Here is a 22,711-nt window from a genome sequence, read left to right as displayed (position 1 = left end):
ACAACTCAGCGCGCGCCAACGCGGGTTCCACCACGGCCTGGTAGCGCGTTCTTCTGAAGCCGGTGTCGCCCTGCTCGAAGCTGGAAACCACGCCATGGATGTGTCGCACCGGTGCTTCGCCGCGCCAGATCGTGAACAGCGCCGGTTGATCCAGCATCGCGCCAAAGTCCACCGCCGGATCGAAACTCGATAACTCCACGCGCAGCACGAAGGTCTCGGACAAGGCTTCATCTAGCGTGAATTCAAGCACCTCGAAGTCCACGCCCGCGGCGGACGGGGAAAAGGTAAACCGCACATCGGGTAATCGAGGCATACCGAAGTCCTGAATAATCGGAACACCTGAAAAATGTCTTGCCGCAGAATATGAATAATCGACGGCCATGACTAATGATGTTCATCGGCGGCAAGTATCTGCCAATGGCCATATTTGCGATTTAAGATTTATTCGAAAATTCGATTTAAGGGCCAATGCTTGGCTGGTCCTTTCTACGGATGAGAAATTATTATCACGCTGCAGCCATAAAAAACCAGAATTCCGACATTCATACTTTGAATGAATGGATTGCCAAACGTTGAATTAGTATTCAAAAACACTGCCACTCTCTTTGAATACCCATGATTCAACTCATCCGTTACGCGGCAATCACGCTGTCGTTGCTGGCGCTGCCGGCATGGGCGGCGGACCTTCTGCCCCCGCCCGTCAACGGCATCACCTTCGATGAATGGGCGGCCGGAAATGCCCGCTTGGCCGACAATCAATCGCTGGCCAGTGTGCTCGGTACGCTGGAGGTAAGCGAAGTGAAATGGAACCAAGCAAACGAGGCTTTCACCAAGGTGCTCGGGGAAGGCGATCCCGGCTCCCACCTCTTCCAGCGATATGGCAAGGTATTTGCCAATCCCGCGGCCGGTCGCTACGCGGCCACGGCAGACCAGCCCCGCGTGCTGGGCAAGCTGGCAACCTTCGAGGACTACGCCAGTCTGCAGGCGCACCTTGAGGTCGCGGCCGAAGCCGGCCTGGACGCCGTGGACGTCCTGAAAGAACATGGCCTGAGCGTCTACGAGTTTTCCCAGGAGGCCCGCCCCTGGGTAGAGAAAATGGCGCGCGCCGCGGGCGGCGACGGCGGCTTTGAACGGATGACCCTCATCCGGGAACGCTACGATGCGCAGTATCGCCAGCGTTACGGGCTGACCGCGAGGGCGGCGCAATGAACGGCGGCGCGCGGCACGTTGCCGCATCCCGGAATGAAGACGCGCGGCGCCGGCCTCCCTTGCGGGATCTGGCGCGCGGCACGCTCGATGCCATGACGGGCGTGCTGCTGTTTTCGGCGATGGTATTTTTCGCCGTCTATCCGTTTGCGTGACCCATTACCCGCCCATGGCGTAGCCTAGGCGGCCGGCGCCGGCGCGTCAGACCGGCATGTCCGGCGGCTTGGCGCCCGCCATGCGCATCAGTTTTTCGGGGCTGATGTCGGACAGCCGGTTCAGTCCCAGCATGCCCATGTTGCGGTGGACTTCACTGGCCAGCAGGTCGATGGCGTGCCGCACGCCGGGCTCTCCGGCAATCGCCGCCGCATAGTTGAACGGGCGGCCGATGAACACGAACGCGGCGCCCAGGGCCAGGGCCTTGAGGACATCCGTGCCGCGCCTGAAGCCGCTGTCTATCATCACGGGCATGGCGCCGACCGCGGCGACGATGCCTGGCAGCACGCGCAAAGGCGACACCGTGGTGTCGAGCTGCCGGCCCCCATGGTTGGAGACCACGATGCCATCCGCGCCGGCGTCGCGGGCCAGCAGCGCGTCCTGTGCGCACATCACGCCCTTTACGATCAGCCGGCCTGGCCATTGCTGGCGCACCTGGCGCACGTGCGCCCAGGTCAGATGGTCGCGGCCGCCGAAATCGCGGGCCACGTTGCGCGCCAGGATCGGGGCGCCGCGCTGCGCGTAGTTGTTTTCAAAATGGGGCATGCCATGGCGCAACAGCGTGCGCAAGGCCGTGCCGACCAACCACCGGGGATGCGAGACGCCCTCCCAGCACAGTCTCAGGGACGGGCGCAGCGGCGTTGAAAATCCCGCGCGGATGTTGTGCTCGCGGTTGGCGAGGATTTGCGAATCCACGGTGACGACCAGCGTCTTGAAGCCGGACGCGGCGACGCGGGATATCAACGCCGCCATGCGCGCGGGCTCGCCGGGCAGGTAGGCTTGAAACCAGGTGTCCGGGCATCGCGCGGCAACCTCTTCCATCCGGATCAGCGACGATCCGCTCATGATCATCGGGACGTTCGCCGCGCTGGCCGCGCTGGCCTGCACCAGGTCCCCCCGGTAAGCCGACAGCGCGCTGATCCCCATCGGCGCAATGCCGAACGGCGCGGCGTACTCGTGTCCAAACAGGCTCAATGCGGTGCTGCGTTGCGATACGTCCGTGACGTTGCGGGGGATGAAGCCGATTTCGTCGAAGACGCCGCGGTTTTCCCGCAGGGTCGCGCCGTTTTCGACCGCACCGGCGATATAGCCGAATATCGGCTTCGGCAGATGCCGCCGCGCGGCATGCTCGAAGTCGTCCAGCGACAGGACATGGCGCAGCTTGCGGCTCACGATGCTTGGGCGGGCAGGACGTTGCGGGCGCGCAGCGAGGCGTCGATCCAGGTTTCGTCGTACGTGCCGTTCGCGATGGCCGCGAACGTAGCCGCCTCGGCGGCCATTTTCTTGCGCGACGCGTCGGCCAGCGCGGACGCGTCTTCCGGCCTGACGAATACCACGCCGTCGTCGTCGCCGATGACGATGTCGCCCGGATGCACGACGACGCCGCTGATCGACACGGGAACGTTGATTTCGCCCGGCCCTTCCTTGAACGGCCCGCGATGGCATACGCCGCGTGCATAGCAGGGGAAGTCGTCGTTGCGGTAGGCGGCGATGTCGCGAACGGCGCCGTCGATGACCAGCCCGGCGAACTGGCGCTTCTGCGCCACGCGCTTCATGATTTCGCCGACCAGTCCGCGGTCGAGGCAGCCGTCGCCATCGATGACCAGCACGTCGCCGGGCCTGCCGATCTGCAGGGCTTTATGGATCATCAGGTTGTCGCCGCTGCGCACCCTTACGGTCAGCGCCGGGCCAAGCAAGGATACGTTCGGGCGATGGTACGGGTGCAGTCCCCAGGTGCCGGTGACCCGGTTCATGTTGTCGCTGACGATGGACGCGGGGATGTCCTTGAACAGGGCGATCAGCGCCGGATCGGTGCTGACGTGCGGAAGAATGCGGAACCCGGGCTGCATGGTGAATCTCCTGGCGGCGAGGCATATCGAGGGCCTCACTTTAGGGGCTGGCCGGGCATCGCGAAAGTGATATATTGCGCTGATTATTGATCGCTAAAAGCGATGAAATGACCTTCAAACAGATCGAAGCGTTTTACTGGGCCGCGACGCTGGCCAGTTTTTCGTTGGCGGCCGAGCGGCTTCATTTGTCGCAGTCGTCCCTATCGAAACGCCTGGCCGAGCTTGAAGCGCAGCTTGGCAAACCCTTGTTCGACCGTTCCGGCCATCGCGCCAGCCTGACCACCGCTGGCCAGACCTTTCTGCCGTTGGCCCGCAAGCTGTTGTGCACCGTGGACGAGGTCAGGGAGTCGATGGCCGATACCCCCGTCGTCAAAGGGGTGTGCCGCTTTGGAATGGGGGAGTTGGCGGCGCTTAGCTGGCTGCCGCAATTCGTCGCCCGCGCGCGCCAGCTGTATCCGGAGCTGGTGCTGGAGCCGCGTATCGATATGGGGCGAGTGCTGGAAGAAAAGGTGGAAAGCGGCGAACTGGATTTCGCCGTGGTAGCGGGCACGTCCCGGCGCGGCGCCATCACCAGCCATGCGATCCGGGACGTGAATTTTCTGTGGGGCGCGGCGCCCGTGCTGGTGGGTTCCCGCCGCGAGATCACTTCCGAACTGCTGGTTCAGGTGGCGGTGATCACCATGCCCAGCGATGCGGGTTCCGCGCGCGAATTCGACGACTGGCTGGTCAAGACCGAACGCGTGGTGGACCGTCGGCTGGAATGCAATAACCTGGCGGCGATCGCCGGCATGGTGGTCGCCGGCGTCGGGATCAGCTTCCTGCCGGAAGCGTGGGTCAGGCAGTTGGCCGCGCGTGGCGACGTTGTCGTCATGGAGTGCCGGCCGCCCTTGCCGCCCTTGTCGTATTCGTTCCAGGCAAGGCGCGATGATATCCGGCCGCTGGTGCGCCAGATGCGGCAGCTGGTCAGCGAGGTTGCCGACTTCGGCCTGCCCAACCGGATGCTCTAGGACGCTGGCCGGTCCGCCGCGCCGGACAGTTCGGCCACCAGTCCGCCAAGCGCGCACCAGTCCAGGTCGCCGTCTTCGCGATTGCACAGAATGTCCAGCAGCTGGGCGGCCGTGGCCGCCACCGGCATGAAGACGCCGCCTTCGCGTCCGCTATCGAGCGCCAGTCTCAGGTCCTTGCGCATCAGCGTGGCGCGAAAGCCGGGCTGAAAGTCGCCTTCGATGATTCTCGGGCCATGCTTTTCCAGGGAGAAGCTGCGCGCCGCGCCGCCCAGGAGCGCCTCTCGGACCTGGGCCGGATCGACACCTTGGCGTACCGCCAATGCCAGGGCTTCGGCAACGCCCAGCAACGCGGCCGAGACGGCGATCTGATTGCAGGACTTGGTGACCTGGCCCGTGCCCGAGGCGCCCATGTGTATGGCGCGCGACGTGAATGCCGCAAAGACGCTGGCGCAGGCCTGGAAGGCCTGGAAGTCGCCACCGACCATGCAGCTGAGCGCGCCGTCGGCGGCGCCTTGCTGCCCGCCGCTGACGGGGGCGTCGAGAAAGGCGATGCCCTGTTCGCCAAGGCGCTTGGCGATGCGCCGCGTGGCGTCGGCGGAGATGGTGCTGGTGTCGATCACGCAGGCGCCTGCCGGCAGGGTCGAAGCCAGTCCCGCGGCGCCAAAGAGCACGTCGTCGACCGCGGCGGTATCGGGCAGGCTCAGCACCACGACGCGGCTGCGTTCGCCCACCTGGGCCAGCGTGCCGGCGTATGCCCCCGCCTGGCACAGCGCCGTGGTCCGTTCAGGATGCAGGTTGTGCACGCTTAGCGGAAACCCTTTGCGCAGCAGGCAGCCGGCCATGCCCAGCCCCATCACGCCCAATCCGACAAAGCCCACCGGCGTGCGCGCATCCGCCGTCGCGATTGCTTGCTGGTTCATGGTTGAATCGCCTTCTTGATCGCTTCGAAGCTGTCGTTGATCTCGCGTTGGAATGCCGGCCCGTCCGCATACGAGATGTTCAGGCCGGAAGACTTCGCGTACTGCAGGAACTCAGGCGATTGCATCGCCTCGTGGAAGGTCTGGAACAGCCATTGGTAGGCGTTGTCGGGCAGTCCCTTCGGCGCCAGCAATCCCTTCATGTTGTCCACCGCGACCGGATAGCCCAGTTCCGTCATCGTGGGGACGTCCGGATAGGCATCGACCCGCGAGTTCGAGAAAATCGCGATTGGGCGCAATCGTCCGCCGGCCACGAGCCCCTGCACCTCTTCCGGCGCGCCGAAGGCCATGTCGATCTGGCCGCCCGCCAGCGCCGCCATCGATTCCGCCGCGCCTTTGTACGGCACGTGCAGGAGTTTGATGCCGCTGATCTTCTCCAGTATCAGGGCGGTGGAATGGAAGATGCCGCCATGGCCCGTCGAGCCATAGGAAAGCGTCTCGGGCGCGGCCTTGGCCGCGGCGAGCAAGGCGCGCATGTCGCGGTAGGGGGAGTCCGCGCGCACGACCAGGACGCTGGGCAGGCGGGCGACCTTGATGATGGCCCGAAAGGAACTGCGCGGGTCGTAGCTCAGCGGCTGGTGATTGCCGAGCGACGTGGTCTCGCTGCCGCCGCCCACGAACAGCGTATAGCCGTCAGGCGCGGTCTGCGCGACGATCTGGGCGGCCACCGCGCCGGCGGCGCCGGGCTTGTTCATCACCACCACGGGCACGGGCGATTTGTGCCTGGCCGCCGACGCCAGATTGCGGGCAATCTGGTCGGCGGAGCCGCCCGCGGCAAAACCGACCAGGATCGTGATCGGCTTGTCCGGGACCCAGACGGCTTGCGCCGCGGCCGCCGCTCGGACGGCGGCGGGAGAAATGGCCAGGCCCACCAATGCGCCCAGTCCTTGCAGGGCGCGCCGCCTGCCGGCAATACGATCATCCTGCGGTGATTCGATTCCGCCCATTTTTCTTGTCTCCTTGGTGCCGTCTGTTCGCTTTGGTGGCGCTGGCCAGGATGCAGGCGCCTAGGGATATTGCGGCGATGTGGGGCGAATGTACGCGGGCGCGCGGTCAATTCAAAGCGATAAAAAGTGGGTCGTGTGTATCGCTTTTTTAGATGGAGACGGCGGGCTCCCATCGCCCGCAATCCGGGCGCGGTGCGGCGCGTGAGCCGTTCACCCAGACCTGCTCTTCATCCAGCCCCCGCGCGGTGGCGCGGTCGACGTCGAAAGCGATCCCGAGCGCCTGCGCGACGCAGGCCTCTTCGATGGGAAGCTCCCAGGTCAGGAATAGCTGCGTGAGATCCTGCCCGGCCGCGAAGTCGGCTTCCTGAAAGCCGCTGCCGTCGCGTCGAATGACGGCATGAGGCTGGCAGGTATCGAAGACCATGGCGGTGCCACGGGTTAGCGGGATCCGATGGCCCGTGCCCGGGAAATGCACGTCCAGTCCCTTGTCCTCGCTCAGGAAAAGGTTGCAGAAGGCGGCGCCGCCATACTGGCCGCCGTCGTGGTGATACCTTGCGCCGCGGCAGGCCATCAACGCGATATCGCTCGTGGCAAGCACCTCTTGCATGCCGAGCGAGCGTGTCCAGCCGTGCATGGCCCGCAGGCACAGGTCAAAGTCCGGCCAGCGCATGCGCGTCCGCGCCAGGGGCATCTGCTCTACGTCGCCGGGTTCCAGCAGCAGGCGCGTCCTGATTTCCCGGTCCCAGTCGCCAAGCAGGCGGGCGGGCGGCGCCGGCACGTCGATGTGGCTTGTCAGCACGATGCCGCTCACGCTGCGGCTGCGGATGGCGTCGCCGCTCCAGAAGTAGGACGTCAGGCGGTCGTGGAAAGCGCGGTTCATGTCGAGTGGTGGTCGTAGCCCGGTAATGTTAGCCCCCGCGCCCCTCGTAGGCCCCTTCGCTGCCTTCCTCGTCTTCCATCGCGGCGCGGGCCCGTTCCAGCAGATACGTTTTCAGGCCGGCAAGCGCGTCGGGGGACCAGTCGCGCACGTCGGTCACGGCAATCCAGGCGTCCACATAGTGTTGAGGCGCATACACGTGGCCATAGCCCAAGGGGGTGTTGGTGCCCACGGCCATGTCCAGCGCAAGCTGCAACATGGTGACCACGGGGTACCAGCGCAACTCGGGCGACACGTCCGGTCCCATGGGCGCGTTCATCCAGGCCGGGCGGCGGTACAGGTCGCGGTAATCGAAGAAGGTGACGGGGTCGCTCGCATACTGCAGGTAGATGACGCGCATCGGCCCCCACGGCGCGTCCGCCGGCACCGGCGACCCGTGCTGGTTCATGAAGCGCACGAAGGCGCCATCGCGCAGCTCCGGCAGCCAGGCGGGCGAGCCCGGGTTGCGGGCGTCGGTGATCGTGCGCCAGACGCGGCTTTCGAAGGGCGGGCCGCTCCAGAGCGCGCCCTGGATGGGGTCGCCGATCATTTCGAAGAGTTCGGCCGATCCGGCGGAGTTCATCGCACCCAGGCTCAGGCCGTGCAGGTACAGCTTCGGCCGCCGGTCCTTGGGCAGGGCCGTCCAGTATTCGTAGACCGCCAGGAAGAGGGCGCGCGCCGCTTCGGCGCCATATTCCGGCTGGGCCAGGAGCGACAGCGGACTGGACAGGTAGGAATACTGCATCGCGACGCTGGCGACATCGCCATGCTGCAGGTATTCCAGCGAATCCATGGCGGCGGGGTCTATCCAGCCCGTGCCCGTGGGGGTGACCACCACGAGGACGGAGCGCTCGAAGGCGCCCACGCGCTTCATCTCTTCCAGGGCCAGCCGGGCCCGGGCTTGCGGCGTGGCGGCTCCGCGCAGTCCGACGTACACCCGGATGGGTTCCATCGCGTCGCGCCCCGACTGGGCCTGGATCTCGCTGGCATTTGGACCCGATGCAATGAACTCCCGGCCGGCCCGGCCAAGTTCGTTCCAGTGGATCAGGGATTGCGGGCCGCCGGTCTTCAGCGCGGCGGTGGGCTGCGGGCGTTCGGGTTCGAGCAGCGCGTCGAATTCGCGGAACGAGGCGTCCAGCACATGCAGCGCTCCGCGGAAGAACACGTCGGTGGCCAGCAGCCAGAAGATCAGGATCGCGATCGCCGCGCCGGTCACGTTGGCCACGCGCCTGGGCACGACGCGGCGCACCTGCGCGGCAAGAAACCGCGCAACCAGCTTGAACAGCCGGGCCAGCGCAAGCAGCGCGATGAAGGTCAGCAGGGCGATCGCGCTGACCTTGAAGGGGTGCGCGCTGGTCACGGGCGGCATTTCCATCAAGGCCCGGATGGTGTTCTGCCATTCCGCCGTGCGCCACAGGAACAGGATGGCCACCGACAGGCACAGCACGCCGATGACGCCCTTGACGATCCGCCCCGCGCGCGCCCTGGGCTCCGGCAGTTCCATATAGGCCCACAGCCAGTGCCACAGCACGCCCAATCCATAGCCCGCCGCAAAGCAGGTTCCGGCGAGCACGCCCTGGGTGATGTGGGTGCGGGGAATGAGGGTGGGAGTCAGTGCCGCGGCGAAGAACAGCGTGCCGAGCATGAGGCCGACACCAGAGAGGGAATCCAGGTGCGACCGGAAGAAGGAGGGCAGGTGTCGATGCAGGGTTTGCGGCACTGGGAGCATCCTGATCCGAAGGGGGTGATGTGGATTCTCGCATGTGAAAGGAATAAAGTGCAGGGCTGCCCCGTGGCGCTTGGCCGCGGGGCACGCAAACACAATGGAGACGAGATGGATACGGTAAGCAAGGAAGCCACCAGCGTGCGCGACCGGGTCGGCACAATGGAATGGCAGGTCCGTACGGATCTGGCCGCGCTATACCGGCTGGTGGCGCTGTTTGGCTGGGATGACCTGATCTTCACGCATATCACGGCCAAGGTGCCGGGCACCGAGCATTTCCTGATCAATCCCTACGGCATGATGTTCGACGAAATCACTGCCTCCAGCCTGGTCAAGATCGATCTGGACGGGAACAAGGTCATGGAGTCCGAATACGACATCAATCCCGCGGGCTTCACCATCCATAGCTGTATCCATGCGGCCCGCAAGGACGCGATGTGCGTGCTGCACACGCACTCCATCAATGGGGTGGCGGTTTCGGCGCAGAAGGCGGGCCTGTTGCCGCTGTCGCAGTTTGCATTCATTGCACTGCGTTCGCTCAGCTATCACGATTACGAAGGCCTGGCGCTCAACCCCGAAGAACAGCCGCGGCTGGTGCGCGACCTGGGCAGCAACAACTACCTGATCCTGCGCAACCACGGCCTGCTGACCGTGGGCCAGACCATGGCCGAGGCCTTCCAGGCCATGCACCGGCTGGAGGCTGCCTGCATGGTGCAGGTGCGGGCGCAGGCGGGCGGCGAGCTCACCTACATACCGCCCGATATCCTGGCGCGCGCGGCGGTGGAGTCGCCCGCCGACCGGGCGCACAAGGCCTCGCTGGCCTGGCCGGGCTTGCTGCGCCGGCTGGACCGCCGCAATCCGGGATACGCGGACTAGGCAGGCCGCCCGGCCGCGCCGGGCGTGGTCCACGCGAAAAAATGCGCGCCGGCCACGCTTTGCGTGGAACCTCGGCGGCCTCTCCGGTTACCTACAGGGCGGACACCCCCTTATTCCGCCCCGAAGGAGCCGCGCATGCCCATATCCGAAACGTTTACCGAGTTGCTCAATGCGTTCGCCACGGTGATCGGGCAGACGGAAATTCCGGTCGACGAACGCGGAATCTGCAGTTTCATGGTCGATGGCTCGGTCGCCGTGAACCTGGCCCTGGACGCAGGCCTGGACGGCATGGTGATTTTCTCGCCGCTGGGCGCACCGCCCGCCGCACACCTTGCAAGCTGGCAAGTCCGCATGCTGCGCGCGAACGGCGCCGGAGGCGGCGCCTATGTCTTCGGCATGGCGCCGGCTTCGGATACGGCGATCCTGTCGTCGCACAGGCCGCTTGCGTCCCTTAGCGGCGCCCTGCTGGCTAGCTGGGTGGGCGAATTCGTCGACGTGGCCAGGCATTGGCGCGACGCCTTTGCCCAGGGGGCGGAGCCCGACGCGCCGGCCGCCCCGGCCGCCGACGCATGGCTGCAAGTCTAGGAGGCCCCCATGACTATCGGCCTCGGCTCCTTCGCCAGTTTTGCCCGCGCCAACCCTGACGCGGACCGCGTCGTGATCGACGGCAATACGCTGAAAAACGACAGCCAAAACACCGTCAAGGGCGCGCTTACCTGGTTCTTCAGCGGAAGCATCGCGCAATCCGCGGCAAAACAGGTTGAAGACGACAATCGCGATGCCGTCCAGGCCTTTCAAGACGCCCTGGCTTCAAGGTACGGAAATACCGGCCGGGACGCGGGCGCCGGCCTGGATCAAACGGAAGCGCTGAGCGCGAGCCGGATCACGCGGATCGTCAACGACGCGGGCGCCGACACCCGGGCGGCGGCCCGCGATGCGGCCAAGCTGGCTCCTGACATTCCGGTATCCGACAAGGCCCTCAACGCCGTGATGGACGCCGTGAAGCTGCCGCCGGGGCCGCATGCCAGGCTGGTGGCGCTGGAACTGAGACAGTCGCTGCAACAACTGCACAATCCCTTGGCAAGATTTGACGCAACGCCGGACGCCAGCCTGCTGCCCGCCCTGGGAGGCCAGCTTGGCGAGCGGCTGGAAGAGTGCGTGACCCGCGCGCTGACCGGCCTTATGTTGCGCGGCGTGGTGCAGGGCCGCGACGATCCTTTGATCGGCGTATCGGTAAACCCGGTTCTGAATGGTTACCCCAATGGCCTGGAAGACCTTTGCGCTGCGGTGCCGGGCCTGCGCGCGCAGCTTGACGCCGAGAAGACCGCCTTCAACCGCAATGTGACGACGCTGCTGGGCCGGCTGGACCGGGACGTGAACGCGGTTGCGGGCCGGTTTTTCGGCGGCGCGGACGTCCGTGCGGGGCTGCAGGGCATGACCATCACCAGCAGCGATCCCCACAAGGGCGGCAACCGTGTCGTCATCCTGGATTTTGGCGACGACCGGAAGGCCGTCTACAAGCCTCGCGACGTCAGGATCGACGAGGCCCTGTCCGGCGCCGCCTTGTCCAGTGGCCACCCCAGCATGATGGAGATCGCCGGGGCCGACGCGCTGACCTACAGGTTCCTGCCCCTCCAGGATGCCGGGCATGCGCCGCTGCCCGGTCACGATGCGTGGCCGGCCGACGCGACCGAGAGCGGCCATTATGGCTATGTGGAATTCCTGCCCAATGGCGAGCCCGGGCAGTGCGTGGCCACCGATGCGCAGGCCAAGGAATACTACGGCCTGCTGGGGCGCGGCGTGGCCGCAATGATGCTGGCGGGCGCGGCGGACCTGCACCACGAGAACATCATGGTGAGCGGACAGAAGCCGTACTTCAGCGATCTGGAATTCGCGCTGACGCCGTCGGTACATACCAAGCTGGCTGGCTTGATGGAAGAGACCGACACCGCCGCCATCAAGGACCAGTTCGCTTTGCTGATGGGCAACATGGCCCTGCACGAGGGCATGACGAAGGCCACCGATTCAAATGGTCTGAAGCCGGAATACTCCATCGACGCGGCCGGGGCTTTTCAGCGGACACGCCGGCTGGACGACGTGACCGAGAGCCTGCTGGTGGTGAAGGACAATGGCCGGCTGCTGGATACGCATGGCGCGTTGAAGGGCCCCGAACTGACGCGCACGGACAGCGACGGCAGCGTCGTGAAGTACCGGCAGACGCTCAACATGCGCTATTCCGCTCAGTTCGCGCAGGGGCTGGAACAAGGGCTGATCGCGGCCGGTGGCCGCCTGGCCGACTACCGCACGTTTCTTGCCGATGCTTCCCACCTGCACGTGCGCATACACCCGATCAACACGACCCTTCAACGCTCGTTTCTTTCCAACTTTTTCGAAGATGCCTACACGGCAGCGTCGGAAGACGCGGCTAGGACCGCCGCGCAAGGCGTGGCTCTGCGCCAGGGCATCAAGCAACAACTGGGGTTGGCCAGCACGGCACATATGGCCCCGCTCGATGAAAGGGAAAGGACGCAGCGCGCGGACGCCATGATGGACACGATGCTGGCGGCCTACCGCGATCACGATGTGCCGTATTTCAGCCGGCGCATGGACGACACCCGCCTGTTCTTCAACGGGGACAGCCCGGTAAGCTGGGGCGACGGCGCACCGCAAACCGCGTTTTTCGGGTTGTCCGATGCGGAGCGCGTGGCGGTGCTGGACAAGCTGGAGGCATTGGGCGCCGACGGCATCGAGCTGCTGGGCGCGCGCCTGGGCGGCGCGGCAAAGACATGGCTTGAAGCCGAAACGCCCATCGATGGCGGTAGCCTGGGCCGGGTGGTGGCCGAACCCAAGACCGTGCGGATGCTTGAAACGCTGGGCGCGAAGCCGTCCGACTTTGTCCAGATGGACGAACCCTACTGAAGCCGCGGGCGGCATCACCGGATGCCGCCAGCCTGTGGTTCCCGCGCGGGATTCGCCGCTACCCGCGCGGGGATGCCTCCAGGAATTCGGCGCAGTCCGGCAGCGTCGAAGCGGGTTCGTAAACCCCGCCCGCGGCCTGCCATTGGTAGGTCACCGTGTAGCTGCACTGCTTGTCGGCCTGGGGCGCGAGCTGCTCCTTGGTCAAGGCGGGCATGATGCTCGAGTCGGCGTTGCGGCTGACGCCGGCGGGGAACCGCGTAGCGTGCGTGGTGACCTGCAGGGCCGGATAGTCGTCCTTGCCCGGCAAGGGCTTCAGCGCCGCCTTGAAACTGTAGACGTCGCTGCAATGGCCGGCGCGTTTTTTCTCGTCGGCGTCATTGAAGCAAGCCCGTATCGAGGTGTCGGCCGTGTACGGCATGATGAACACGAGATTGCCGCTGCTCTGGTCGCCCAGGTTCACGTCGAACAGATACAGGTCCCTGCGGGTGAAGCCGCCGCCGGAAAAGGGGGTTTCGGCCTTGAAGTCGGGCTGCTCGGGGCCGATCACGCCCACCAGCGCGCGTTCCTCGCTCAGGCGGATCAGTTCCGGCCATACCGAAAACTGTTTGAAATCGGGGATTTCCGGCGAGTCCCAGAGCCTTCTGTCGGCGCGCAGCGTGCGGCTGGTGGCGAAGGGGCCGTTGGTCTCCAAAGTGCCGTCCGTCTTGATGCCGACGCACCAGTCGGTCTGCTTGTTGCAGAAAAGCTGGTTGTTCGCGTTGAGCGCCAGCGGCTCGACGGCGGGTTGCGCAAGCGCCGCGACGGGCAAGACAGCAGAGATCAGCAGAGCAAGCACTTTTGCCACGGTCATTCCTTTGTTTGGCGAGCAGCCGGCGAGTAATGGGTAGTTCAGGCGTTTATGGTGCCGGACCGCATTTTGAAGGCTGCTGACGCGCTGCGGCAAGATACATGGTGTCAAGATATGAAGAAACGTGTCGGTTTAGCCGACTCTACCCGTGAGTTTCCTGGCGGCATCCAGGACAGACGCCAGGTGGCCGGGGTTGTACCGGTGTATCGGGGCGGTCAAGGTCACTGCGGCCGCGATGCCTCCGGAAAGCAGAAAAACCGGCGCGGAGATCCCGGCCACTTCATTGAGCCGGTCTCCCACGGCGGCAAAGTAGCCGTCGGCCCGAATCCGGGAGTACAGCGATTGATCGGGGCCTCCCGCCCTGCCCAGAACGTCGTCGTACGCCATCAGAATGCGGCCGCCGCTGCCGCGTTCGAGCGGCAGCAGGTCGCCCGCGCGGATGTGGTCGCGCACCGGGTGCGGCGAGTCCACGCGATACAGGCATAGCCGGGCGTCACCCTGCCGCACGTGGTAGGCCGCGCTCTCGCCTGTCGCCACCACCAGATCGCGCAGCACGGGCATGACCACGCGTTCCAGCGAAAACGAGGACGCGTAAATGCTGTGCAGACGCGCGACCTCGGATCCCAGCGCATAACGCCCGTCATCCAGGCGTTGAATCCATTGTGCATGCTCGAGCGATGCCAGCAGGCGCAAGACCGTGCTTTTGTACAGGCGGGTGCGCTCGGCCAACTCTCCCAGGGTGAGGGCCGTGTCGTCCTGCGTGAATACCGACATGAGGCTCATGGCGCGGTCAACGGCCGCGACGCCACCCTCGGCCGCATCGGCATCCGCGACGGACTGCGTGATGGCCTTACGCGGCATATCCAGCCTTGCCGCCGCGTTCAACAACTAGGGGCATGTTCCATCCTTTAGAACGATTCGAGGCCATTGTAGGCATATCGCCAACACGGCCCCATTTCTTAGCCTCGCCGCCCACGCAAAACGCGCTTGACAGCGAAAACGCCTATAAATTAAATTCTATTATAAAGAACGACGTTCTATAAGATAGAACCTTAGGAGACGGAATCTTGGCGGCTGACACCTCAACCCATGCGGACATCCTGATCAGCGAAGTCGGGCCGCGCGACGGTCTGCAATCGGTCAAGGCCATCATGCCGACGCCGGACAAGTTCCGATGGATCGATGCCCTGGTCGCCGCAGGCGTGCGCGAGATCGAAGTGGCTTCGTTTGTGCCGGCCCGGCTGCTGCCCCAAATGGCCGACGCGGCGGAGGTGGTGCGGTATGCGATCCGCCACCCCGGCGTCACCGTGATGGCGCTTGTGCCGAATTTGCGAGGCGCCGAGGCCGCGCTGCGCGCTGGCGCCCAAAAGCTGACCCTGCCGGTTTCCGCCAGCCGCGAGCATTCGCTGGCCAATGTGCGCAAAACATCGGAGGACATGGTTGAAGAAGTGCGCGCAATCGCGAAGCTGCGCGACGAGCTGGCGCCTGGCGTCAGGCTCGAGGCGGGAATTTCGACGGCGTTTGGCTGCACGCTTCAGGGCGTGGTCCCGGAAGACGACGTCATCCGGCTGGCTGCGATGTGCGTGGCCGCGGGCGCCGACGAATCGGGCTTGTCGGATACGGTGGGATATGCAAATCCGGCACAGGTGCGCCGCTTGTTCCGGCGGCTTCGCGCCGAGGTGGGACAGCATGCGGGCGCCGCGCATATGCACAACACCCGGGGGCTGGGGCTGGCCAATTGCCTAGCGGCCTGGGAAGAGGGCGTGCGCACGTTCGACAGTTCGCTGGGCGGGCTGGGCGGATGTCCTTATGCACCCGGGGCCTCGGGCAATGTCGTAACTGAAGACCTGGTCTTCATGTTCGAGGCGATGGGCGTGCGCACCGGCATCGACCTGGAAAAAATCATGGCGGCGCGCGTGCCGCTGTCCGCCGGCCTGCCGGGCGAGCCCCTGTATGGCATGACGCCCGATGCAGGGCTGCCCAAGGGCTACACGCAACGCTAAGCAAGCAACCTCGCCGATCACCGCGCTGACACGGCGTGGCGTCTGCCGTCGGGGCGGCGCCACGCATGAATCCCGCGGGGGGGGCCTTCCGATCTTCAATACAGGTACCTCTCATGCCAAGCAGCATTCCATCCGGCCTTCCTTACGAAGGCATTCGCGTCGTCGAGTTCACTCACATGGTGATGGGACCCACCTGCGGCATGTTGCTGGCGGACCTGGGGGCCGAGGTGATCAAGGTTGAACCCGTGGGCGGCGATAGCACCCGCCGTCTATTGGGTTCCGGCGCCGGCTTCTTTCCCATGTTCAACCGCAACAAGAAGAGCATCGCGCTGGACCTCAAGCAGCCCGAGGGAGTCGAAGCCGCCTTGCGGCTGCTCGACTCGGCCGACATCGTGAGCGAGAACTTCAAGGCCGGTGTCATGGAGAAACTGGGCTTGGATTACGCCACGCTCAAGGCGCGCAATCCCCGCCTGATCTACGTCAGCCACAAGGGCTTTTTGCCGGGGCCGTATGAACACCGTACTGCCCTGGACGAGGTGGTCCAGATGATGGGTGGTCTGGCCTACATGACGGGTCGCCCTGGCGACCCGCTGCGCGCCGGCGCCAGCGTCAATGACATCATGGGCGGCATGTTTGGTGCGATCGGCGCCATGGCGGCGCTGGCGCAGCGCGAGAAAACCGGTGTGGGCATGGAAGTGCAGGCCTCGCTGTTCGAGAACAATGTTTTCCTGGTCGGCCAGCACATGATGCAGCACGCCGTGACGGGGCAGCCTCCCGCTCCGATGCCCAGCCGGATTTCGGCATGGGCCGTCTACGACGTGTTCACCGTGAAGAACGGCGAACAGATTTTCCTTGCTGTCGTGAGCGACAAGCAATGGGACATTTTCTGCCGCGCGTTCGGCGTGGCGGAATGGCTGGCCGACCCCAGGTTGAAGACCAACAACGACCGCGTGCGGGCGCGCGAATGGCTCATGCCCCAGCTGCGCTCGCATCTGGCCAGCTTCCCGGCGGCGGAACTGGCCGCGGTGTTCGAGCGCGAGGGCTTGCCGTTCGCGCCGATCACCCGTCCCGAACAGCTCTTCGACGACCCCCATCTGAAGGCCACGGGCGGGCTCTCGCCCGTCACGCTGGCCGACGGCCGCACATCGTACGTGCCGCTGGCGCCGTTCACGCTGGACGGAATCCAACCCCCCATCCGTCTGCAGCCGCCGGCCGTGGGCGAGCACACCGACGAGCTGTTGCGTGCGGTCGGCTACCGCGACGAAGAAATCGCGGCGCTGAAAACAAGACTCATCACCCAAGGAGACAAAACATCATGATCGTCCTGAATCGACGCGCTTTCCTGGGCGCCGCGCTCTGCGCGGCAGCCATGCCGCTGCGGGCTCAGTCCGCCTCCAGCTATCCCAACGGGCGGCCGGTGCGGCTTATCGTTCCCTACACGCCGGGCGGCGGAACGGATTCGGTGGCGCGCGCGATCGCGGCCAAGATCACGGGGGACACCGGCTGGTCCGTGGTCGTGGAGAACCGCCCCGGCGCGGGGGGAAACATCGGCATGGACTTCGTTGCAAAGGCCAAGCCGGACGGTTTCATGCTGGGCTTGGGGCAGACCGCCAATCTGGCCATCAATCCCGCCCTGATGGCGAAGATGCCCTTCGACCCCGAGAAGGATTTCGAGGCGGTCGCCCTGATTGCCTCCCTGCCCGTGGTGCTGGTCGTCAAGGCCAGCGCGCGATGGAAGACCTTGGGCGACCTGGTCAAGGACGCGCGCGCCGAACCCGGGGCCATCAAGCAGGCGCTGGCGGGTTCCGGCACCGTGGGGCATCTGGCCGGAGAGCTGCTTGCGTACCAGGCCCGCTTCGAGGTGTTGAATGTGCCGTACCGCGGCGCAGCCCCCGCGCTCAATGATCTGCTGGGCGAGAGCACGGACTACATGTTCGCGACGCCGCAGGCGGCCCAGGAAATGCTGAAAGGCAAAGTGCTGCGCCCCTTGGCCGTGACCTCGCGGACGCGGCTGTCCATCCTGCCCGATGTGCCGACCGTCGCCGAATCCGGCTTCGAGGGCTTCGAGGCGGTCGATTGGAAGGCGCTGGTCGCCCCGGCGGGCACGCCATCCGAGGTCGTGAACGCCATTAACGGCGTGGTGGAAAAGGTGCTGGCCGATCCGGCCACCGTGGCCATGTTCAAGGCCGAAGGCAGCACGCCGATGGGCGGCTCGCCGGCGGCCGCGCAGCGGTACATCCAGCAAGAACAACAGAAGTGGGCCCGCCTGATCCGCGAAGCCAACATCAAGACCGCCAACTGAAGCGGCGAATACGAATAACCACGGAGACAACATCATGAGACCGCCTTTTTTCCGCGGCGCTGCCCTGTGCCGCATCCTGTTCGCCACCCTGATCGGCGCCAGTTACGCCCCGTCCCGCGCCGCCGACGCGGCTGCCGCCTGGCCCGATAAGCCGGTGCGCCTTGTCGTGCCGTATTCGCCTGGCGGGACAACCGACTATGCCGCGCGTCAAGTTGCCCAAAAGCTGTCCGAGACGACAGGCAAGACATTCATCGTTGATAACAAGACCGGCGCTTCCGGCACGATTGCCACGCAGGAAGTCGTGCGCTCGGCGCCGGACGGCAGCACCTTTCTGGTGACCGACACCACCTATGCGATGCTTCCGCTGCTGTTCTCGAAGCTCCCGTGGGATTATCGGAACGACCTCGTCCATGTGAGCGAGATCATCGAGACGCCGCTGGTGCTGCTGGTGCCGGAGAAGTCGCCGTTCAAGACCATGGGCGACCTTATCGCGCACGCGCGCGCCAATCCGGGCAAGCTCAATTTCGGTTCTGGCGGCCAGGCCAGCTCGACTCACCTGGCTGCCGAAATGTTCAAGAGCGACGCCGGCGTCACGCTGACCCACATTCCGTACCGGGGCGCCGGCGCGGCGCTGGCGGACGTGATGGCGGGCCAGATCGACATGCTGATCACGGCGGCGCCAACCGCGATTCCTCCTGTGCAGGGCGCGCGCGTCCGGGCGTTGGCCGTGACCGGCGACGTACGGCTGCAGACACTCCCCGACGTACCCACTTTTGCGCAGGCAGGGCTTGCGTCCTACCAGGTGGTGAACTGGTTTGGCCTGGCGGCGCCGAAGGGAACGCCGGCGCCCATCGTCGATCGGATGAATCGCCTGGTGGCGCAGGTCATGCAAGAGCCAGGCATGCGGGAGACGATGGCCCGGCAGGGTGCGCAATACCGGCCGATGTCGGTGGCGCAGTTTGGCGATTACGTCCGGCAGCAGGAAAGCCTGTGGGCGGACGTGGGCAAGCGCGTCGGGATCAAGCCAGAGTAATCGGGCGCGACGCCACGGCAGCGACAACAAAGAGGGTAACGTCTATGTGGAACATGAGCTTCACGCCGCCGATCGTCATCGAGGCACGCGTCATTGCAACCATGCCGGACCGCCTGCGCCGGCGCGAGCGCAGTGCATGGGGCGACGCAAACAAGGCGGGCACTATCGTCGACTGCTTTCTTGAAGGCCCGGTCTTCGACGCGTCCGGCGCGCTTTACGTGACGGACATCCCGCATGGGCGCATCTTGCGGGTCGACGGCGCCCACGACTGGCATGTGGTGGCGCAGACCGGCGGCTGGCCCAACGGGCTGGCCCTGCACCCCGACGGCAGCCTGTGGGTGGCCGACTACCGGCACGGAATTCTGCGGTGCGACGCCGGCAGCGGCCGGGTGGACACCATGCTGGGCCATCGCAACAGCGAGTCGTTCAAGGGCGTGAACGATCTGGTCTTCGACGGCGCCGGGCGGCTCTACTTTACCGATCAGGGGCAAACAGGCCTGCATGATCCGCAGGGGCGTGTCTACCGGTATGACCGGGATGGCGGGCGGCTTGACCTGTTGCTGTCGAATGCGCCCAGTCCCAATGGCATCGCGCTCGACGCCGAGGGAAAAGTGCTGTTTGTCGCGGTTACGCGGGGAAACCAGGTCTGGCGGTCGCCGTTGATGGACGATGGATCGATCAGCAAGATGGGGGCGTTCCGGACATTCTTTGGAACGAGCGGACCGGATGGCTTGGCGGCGGCGCCCGGCGGCCGGTTGCTGGTGGCGCATGCCAGCCTAGGGGGGGTGTTCGTGCTGAACACGCGTGGCGAAGTCACGCACTTCATTGCCAGTCCCATTGAAGGCAGCACCGTAACCAATGTCGCGGTGCGCCCGGACGGCGCTACCGTCGTGATGACGGAAGCCGCGACGGGCGCAATCCTGGAGGCCGTGCTTCCGCACTGACGCCGCGCGCGTCATTCGGGCGTGTCGGTCTCGACCAGCCTTGCCAGCTGCAGCAGCGATTCCTGCCAGCCCAGGTAGCACATCTCGGTGGGAATGACCTCTGGAATGCCCTCCTGCACGATTACCAGCTCGGTACCGCAGGAGACCTCGCGCAGGGAAATGGTGGTCGTCATCTGGCCCGGCAGATTGGGGTCGTTGAATTGATCGGTGTACCGGATCTTCTCGAACGGGACGAGCTCCAGGTACTCCCCGCCAAACGGCTCCTCGTGGCCCGTGGCGAAGTTGCGAAAAGACATCTTGTGGCTGCCGCCGACCTTGGCGTCCAGGAGGTGGACCTGGCAGGTGTATCCATAGGGGGGGAGCCACTTGGCGATCGCGTCGGCTTCCAGGAAGGCGCGATAGACGCGCTCGGGAGTCGTGCGCAGGACGCGTAGGTGTTGAACGGTTCCGGTGGTCATGGTGTGTCCGCCTTTGTTGAGGGTGGGTGTATGACTACGACGAATCGAGCGCACCGGAATCGACAGGATTTTCCTAGGGATTACCCTTGCTGGATGCGGTTCCGGCCTGATTCGAGCGCAACAGGTCGATATAGGCCGACAGGGTCTCGGCATGGCGCTGCCCGGCCCGCAGGCCGACATGGCCGTCGGCGCGGATCACCAGCAGCACGGCATCGCCGATGCCGAGCCGGTCGGCCATGGCGGGTTCCAGGTAGGCGTCCACGTCCGACACCCCGGCATTCGCCGTGATGGCGACGACGGCTTCGATGATGGCGCCATCGGACAGCGACTCCATGTCGCGCCGTAGCTCCGCCAGCGCCTGCGGCGGCGTGGCCGGGCCGCCGATCAGCAGCGCCGTATGGCCTGGCCGCTTGGCGTAGTCGTGCAGCTTGCCCGCGCCGCCCGCCGCGAACTGGATATCGATATGGTCCGGCAGCCGTTGCCCCGGCCAGAGGGCGTCATGCGGGTCGCCCATGACGATGGGCGAGCCGGCATAGTCGATATCGAGTTCGGCTTCCGAGACGGCCTCGCGGTGCCGGGATTCGGCATTGCCGAAGGCGGCGCGGATCGCCAGGTCGCGTTCGCGCCGTTCCATCGGCCCCTTCACCATCTGGGCGCTCTCGGCGGCGTCGCCCGAGGCCATCACCATGTCCGCCACGGGCCGGCGCTCGGCGTGGTAGCTGTCGAGCAGGGAGGCCGAGCAATGTCCATGGCATACCAGGGCGAGCTTCCAGCCCAGGTTGAAGGCGTCCTGAAGCCCGGTGTTCATTCCGTGGCCCTGCGCCGGGCTGCACGTATGCGCGGCGTCGCCAGCCAGCAGCACGCGGCCGGAACGGAATCGTTGGGCGATCTTCGTGTGGCAATCGAACCGGGCGGGATGCGAGACGTCTTCAAAGCCGGCGTCGGGCAGATAGCGTTGCAGCGTGGACAAGGCGTCCACGACCAGGTCGGACTCCGCCGAACTGGGCCGCAGATAGACGCGCCAGCGCTCGCCGGGCAGCGCCGTCAGGATGACGGGTATCTGGTCCAGGTAGGCGTAATTGGCTTCGAACGAATGCGGCCAGTCCGTGATGCCGGCGTCGAACACCGCCCAGGGCTGGTTGATGTCGTGGCCGTCCTGCTCGATGCCCGTGAGCATCCGGACGGTGCTGTGGTGGCCGTCGCACCCGATCACCCACTGGGCCAGGACGTGGGACTGGACGCCATCGTGTTCCAGGGTGGCGAGCACGCCGTCGTCCTGTTCCCGCAGGCCGACAAGCTTGGTGGCGCGGGTGACCGTGCCGCCCAGCCGTTCCAGGTGCTCGGCCAGCACGGTTTCGGTGACCTCTTCCGATATCCCGATGTTGTACGGGTAGCGGCTGCCGCTCAGCGCCAGGTCGATGACGCCAAGGACGCCGCCGCCAGCGTGGATGCGGGCCCCGCGCTGCTTGACGCCCGCGGCCAGCAAGGGCTCGAGAATGCCCAGCGAATCCAGGATTTCGAGTGAGCGCGGATGCACGACGGTGGCACGGTCCCAATCCAGCGGACGCTCGTGCGCGTCGATGAGCAGGCATTCCACGCCGCGGCGCTGGAGTTCAGCGGCGGTCAGCAGGCCGGCGGGGCCGGCCCCCACCACCAGGACGGTTATAGGGGTCACCATTTCTTGCCCTCAGCAAACGTGGCCATCGTGTCCCGCCGCATGGGGGATGCTGGGAAATTAATTCAGCGCCGTGCCGTCGTCAACGGTGCCGCGGCGCCGGACGCGGCAGGGCGCGCCGGGGCGTGGTGTGCGAAGGGTGGGCATGGGTGCGCAGGGCCTCGTCCAGGAGGATGAGGCCGCCGCGCCGGGCCTCAGTAGGCGCCCATGTAGTCGCGCTTGCCGACTTCGATGCCGTTGTGGCGCAGGATGGCGTAGGACGTGGTGACGTGGAAGAAGAACTGCGGCAGGCCGTAGTGCAGCAGATAGGCGTTGCCGGACAGCTTCTTTTCTTTCGGGGTGCCGGGGCGCAGCACGATCTCGCGCGCCTCGCTTTGCTCGAACTGTTCCGGCGTGAAGGAATCGACATGCGCCAGGGTCTTGGCGATCAGCGCCTGCAGATCGGCGAACGTCGTTTCCGTGTTTTCCCAGGACGGAACGTCCGCGCCCGCCAGGCGCGACACGATGCCCTTGGCGAAATCCGACGCGATCTGCACCTGGCGCGTCAGGGGGAACATGTCGGGAAACAGGCGGGCGCCCAGATAGGCGTTGGGATCGATGCCTTTCGCGGTGGCGTGGTCTTCGGCCTTCTTGAGCACGTCGGACAGGGCGGACAGCATCTGCTTGAGGACGGGTACGGAGGCGCTGTACATGGAGCTGGTCATGGTGGTTTTCGCTTGATCGTTTAAAGATGCGTGGGTAATGCCACGCGCGTGGGGCAAGACTAACAGCAAACGGCGAAGAACTTTTTCAACCCTCGCGCCCGATGCGGCGGC

23 protein-coding genes are annotated in these 22,711 nt (G+C 65.6%); 11 read left to right on the top strand and 12 right to left on the bottom strand.

Annotated features, from left to right (window positions below):
• The coding region (locus tag ASE30_RS10935) for a contractile injection system protein, VgrG/Pvc8 family (protein ID WP_255366952.1) at positions 1-313 on the bottom strand (313 nt) is incomplete at its 3' end.
• Positions 314-615: 302 nt separating this feature from the next.
• Here ASE30_RS10935 and ASE30_RS10930 point away from each other — a divergent pair.
• Together ASE30_RS10930 and ASE30_RS28955 are read left to right on the top strand one after the other, a co-directional pair.
• Positions 616-1,209: a hypothetical protein gene (locus ASE30_RS10930; RefSeq protein ID WP_057284314.1), complete on the top strand. Its 594-nt coding sequence runs from the start codon at positions 616-618 to the stop codon at positions 1,207-1,209.
• A complete protein-coding gene (locus ASE30_RS28955) occupies positions 1,206-1,361 on the top strand; it encodes a hypothetical protein (RefSeq protein ID WP_156407610.1) in 156 nt (51 codons plus the stop codon). Before ASE30_RS10930 ends, ASE30_RS28955 begins: the two co-directional genes overlap by 4 nt.
• 46 nt (positions 1,362-1,407) lie before the next feature.
• On the opposite strand, the gene ASE30_RS10925 is transcribed toward ASE30_RS28955, so the two are convergent.
• Positions 1,408-2,643: an alpha-hydroxy acid oxidase gene (locus ASE30_RS10925; RefSeq protein ID WP_057284341.1), complete on the bottom strand. Its 1,236-nt coding sequence runs from the start codon at positions 2,641-2,643 to the stop codon at positions 1,408-1,410.
• Positions 2,589-3,269: an RraA family protein gene (locus ASE30_RS10920; protein ID WP_057284313.1), complete on the bottom strand. Its 681-nt coding sequence runs from the start codon at positions 3,267-3,269 to the stop codon at positions 2,589-2,591. The genes ASE30_RS10925 and ASE30_RS10920 overlap by 55 nt, the downstream gene beginning before the upstream one ends.
• A 107-nt stretch (positions 3,270-3,376) precedes the next feature.
• Between ASE30_RS10920 and ASE30_RS10915 the strand changes: the two genes are divergently transcribed.
• Positions 3,377-4,276, top strand: a complete 900-nt coding sequence (locus ASE30_RS10915; protein ID WP_057284312.1) for a LysR family transcriptional regulator — start codon at positions 3,377-3,379, stop codon at positions 4,274-4,276.
• Here the strand turns inward: ASE30_RS10915 and ASE30_RS10910 are convergent.
• The 4 genes from ASE30_RS10910 to ASE30_RS10895 all read right to left on the bottom strand — a co-directional run bounded on the left by ASE30_RS10910 (position 4,273) and on the right by ASE30_RS10895 (position 8,845).
• Positions 4,273-5,196 carry an NAD(P)-dependent oxidoreductase gene (locus ASE30_RS10910; RefSeq protein ID WP_057284311.1) on the bottom strand — a complete coding sequence of 308 codons (924 nt, stop codon included), beginning with the start codon at positions 5,194-5,196 and terminating at the stop codon, positions 4,273-4,275. The two genes, ASE30_RS10915 and ASE30_RS10910, sit on opposite strands and share 4 nt — an antisense overlap.
• Positions 5,193-6,200, bottom strand: coding sequence for a tripartite tricarboxylate transporter substrate binding protein (locus ASE30_RS10905; protein ID WP_082601550.1), 1,008 nt, complete (start codon positions 6,198-6,200; stop codon positions 5,193-5,195). Before ASE30_RS10905 ends, ASE30_RS10910 begins: the two co-directional genes overlap by 4 nt.
• 148 nt (positions 6,201-6,348) lie before the next feature.
• Complete coding sequence (locus ASE30_RS10900; RefSeq protein WP_057284310.1) at positions 6,349-7,080, bottom strand: hypothetical protein; 732 nt, start codon at positions 7,078-7,080, stop codon at positions 6,349-6,351.
• A gap of 28 nt (positions 7,081-7,108) precedes the next feature.
• Positions 7,109-8,845 carry an alpha/beta-hydrolase family protein gene (locus tag ASE30_RS10895; RefSeq protein WP_057284309.1) on the bottom strand — a complete coding sequence of 579 codons (1,737 nt, stop codon included), beginning with the start codon at positions 8,843-8,845 and terminating at the stop codon, positions 7,109-7,111.
• 105 nt (positions 8,846-8,950) lie between these two features.
• On the opposite strand from ASE30_RS10895, the gene ASE30_RS10890 reads away from it, so the two are divergent.
• From ASE30_RS10890 to ASE30_RS10880, 3 genes are all read left to right on the top strand, one after another.
• Positions 8,951-9,715, top strand: a complete 765-nt coding sequence (locus ASE30_RS10890; RefSeq protein WP_057284308.1) for a class II aldolase/adducin family protein — start codon at positions 8,951-8,953, stop codon at positions 9,713-9,715.
• 135 nt (positions 9,716-9,850) lie between these two features.
• The gene (locus ASE30_RS10885) at positions 9,851-10,300 is read left to right on the top strand and encodes a type III secretion system chaperone (protein ID WP_057284307.1); all 450 of its coding nucleotides are present in this window, start codon (positions 9,851-9,853) and stop codon (positions 10,298-10,300) included.
• A gap of 9 nt (positions 10,301-10,309) precedes the next feature.
• Positions 10,310-12,634, top strand: a complete 2,325-nt coding sequence (locus tag ASE30_RS10880) for a DUF4135 domain-containing protein (protein WP_057284306.1) — start codon at positions 10,310-10,312, stop codon at positions 12,632-12,634.
• Positions 12,635-12,692: 58 nt separating this feature from the next.
• Here ASE30_RS10880 and ASE30_RS10875 read toward each other — a convergent pair whose 3' ends face one another.
• A complete protein-coding gene (locus ASE30_RS10875; RefSeq protein ID WP_057284339.1) occupies positions 12,693-13,478 on the bottom strand; it encodes a hypothetical protein in 786 nt (261 codons plus the stop codon).
• Between the two features lie 135 nt (positions 13,479-13,613).
• Positions 13,614-14,342 carry an IclR family transcriptional regulator gene (locus ASE30_RS10870; protein ID WP_057284305.1) on the bottom strand — a complete coding sequence of 243 codons (729 nt, stop codon included), beginning with the start codon at positions 14,340-14,342 and terminating at the stop codon, positions 13,614-13,616.
• A gap of 206 nt (positions 14,343-14,548) precedes the next feature.
• Between ASE30_RS10870 and ASE30_RS10865 the strand changes: the two genes are divergently transcribed.
• The 5 genes from ASE30_RS10865 to ASE30_RS10845 all read left to right on the top strand — a co-directional run bounded on the left by ASE30_RS10865 (position 14,549) and on the right by ASE30_RS10845 (position 19,763).
• Positions 14,549-15,484 carry a hydroxymethylglutaryl-CoA lyase gene (locus ASE30_RS10865; RefSeq protein ID WP_057284304.1) on the top strand — a complete coding sequence of 312 codons (936 nt, stop codon included), beginning with the start codon at positions 14,549-14,551 and terminating at the stop codon, positions 15,482-15,484.
• A 113-nt stretch (positions 15,485-15,597) separates the two neighbouring features.
• Complete coding sequence (locus ASE30_RS10860; protein ID WP_057284303.1) at positions 15,598-16,803, top strand: CaiB/BaiF CoA-transferase family protein; 1,206 nt, start codon at positions 15,598-15,600, stop codon at positions 16,801-16,803.
• Positions 16,800-17,786: a tripartite tricarboxylate transporter substrate binding protein gene (locus ASE30_RS10855; protein ID WP_057284302.1), complete on the top strand. Its 987-nt coding sequence runs from the start codon at positions 16,800-16,802 to the stop codon at positions 17,784-17,786. Before ASE30_RS10860 ends, ASE30_RS10855 begins: the two co-directional genes overlap by 4 nt.
• 34 nt (positions 17,787-17,820) lie before the next feature.
• The gene (locus ASE30_RS10850; protein WP_057284301.1) at positions 17,821-18,819 is read left to right on the top strand and encodes a tripartite tricarboxylate transporter substrate binding protein; all 999 of its coding nucleotides are present in this window, start codon (positions 17,821-17,823) and stop codon (positions 18,817-18,819) included.
• Positions 18,820-18,863: 44 nt separating this feature from the next.
• Complete coding sequence (locus tag ASE30_RS10845) at positions 18,864-19,763, top strand: SMP-30/gluconolactonase/LRE family protein (protein WP_082601549.1); 900 nt, start codon at positions 18,864-18,866, stop codon at positions 19,761-19,763.
• A gap of 11 nt (positions 19,764-19,774) precedes the next feature.
• Here ASE30_RS10845 and ASE30_RS10840 read toward each other — a convergent pair whose 3' ends face one another.
• The 3 genes from ASE30_RS10840 to ASE30_RS10830 all read right to left on the bottom strand — a co-directional run bounded on the left by ASE30_RS10840 (position 19,775) and on the right by ASE30_RS10830 (position 22,600).
• Positions 19,775-20,221, bottom strand: coding sequence for an SRPBCC family protein (locus ASE30_RS10840; RefSeq protein ID WP_057284299.1), 447 nt, complete (start codon positions 20,219-20,221; stop codon positions 19,775-19,777).
• 73 nt (positions 20,222-20,294) lie between these two features.
• Positions 20,295-21,899: an FAD-dependent monooxygenase gene (locus ASE30_RS10835; protein ID WP_057284298.1), complete on the bottom strand. Its 1,605-nt coding sequence runs from the start codon at positions 21,897-21,899 to the stop codon at positions 20,295-20,297.
• Positions 21,900-22,090: 191 nt separating this feature from the next.
• Positions 22,091-22,600 carry a DUF1993 family protein gene (locus tag ASE30_RS10830; protein WP_057284297.1) on the bottom strand — a complete coding sequence of 170 codons (510 nt, stop codon included), beginning with the start codon at positions 22,598-22,600 and terminating at the stop codon, positions 22,091-22,093.
• Between the last annotated feature and the right edge of the window lie 111 nt (positions 22,601-22,711).

Source organism: Achromobacter sp. Root83, assembly GCF_001428845.1.
In the GTDB taxonomy this organism is placed as follows: Bacteria; Pseudomonadota; Gammaproteobacteria; order Burkholderiales; family Burkholderiaceae_B; genus Achromobacter.
This window is presented reverse-complemented; position numbering and strand designations above follow the sequence as displayed.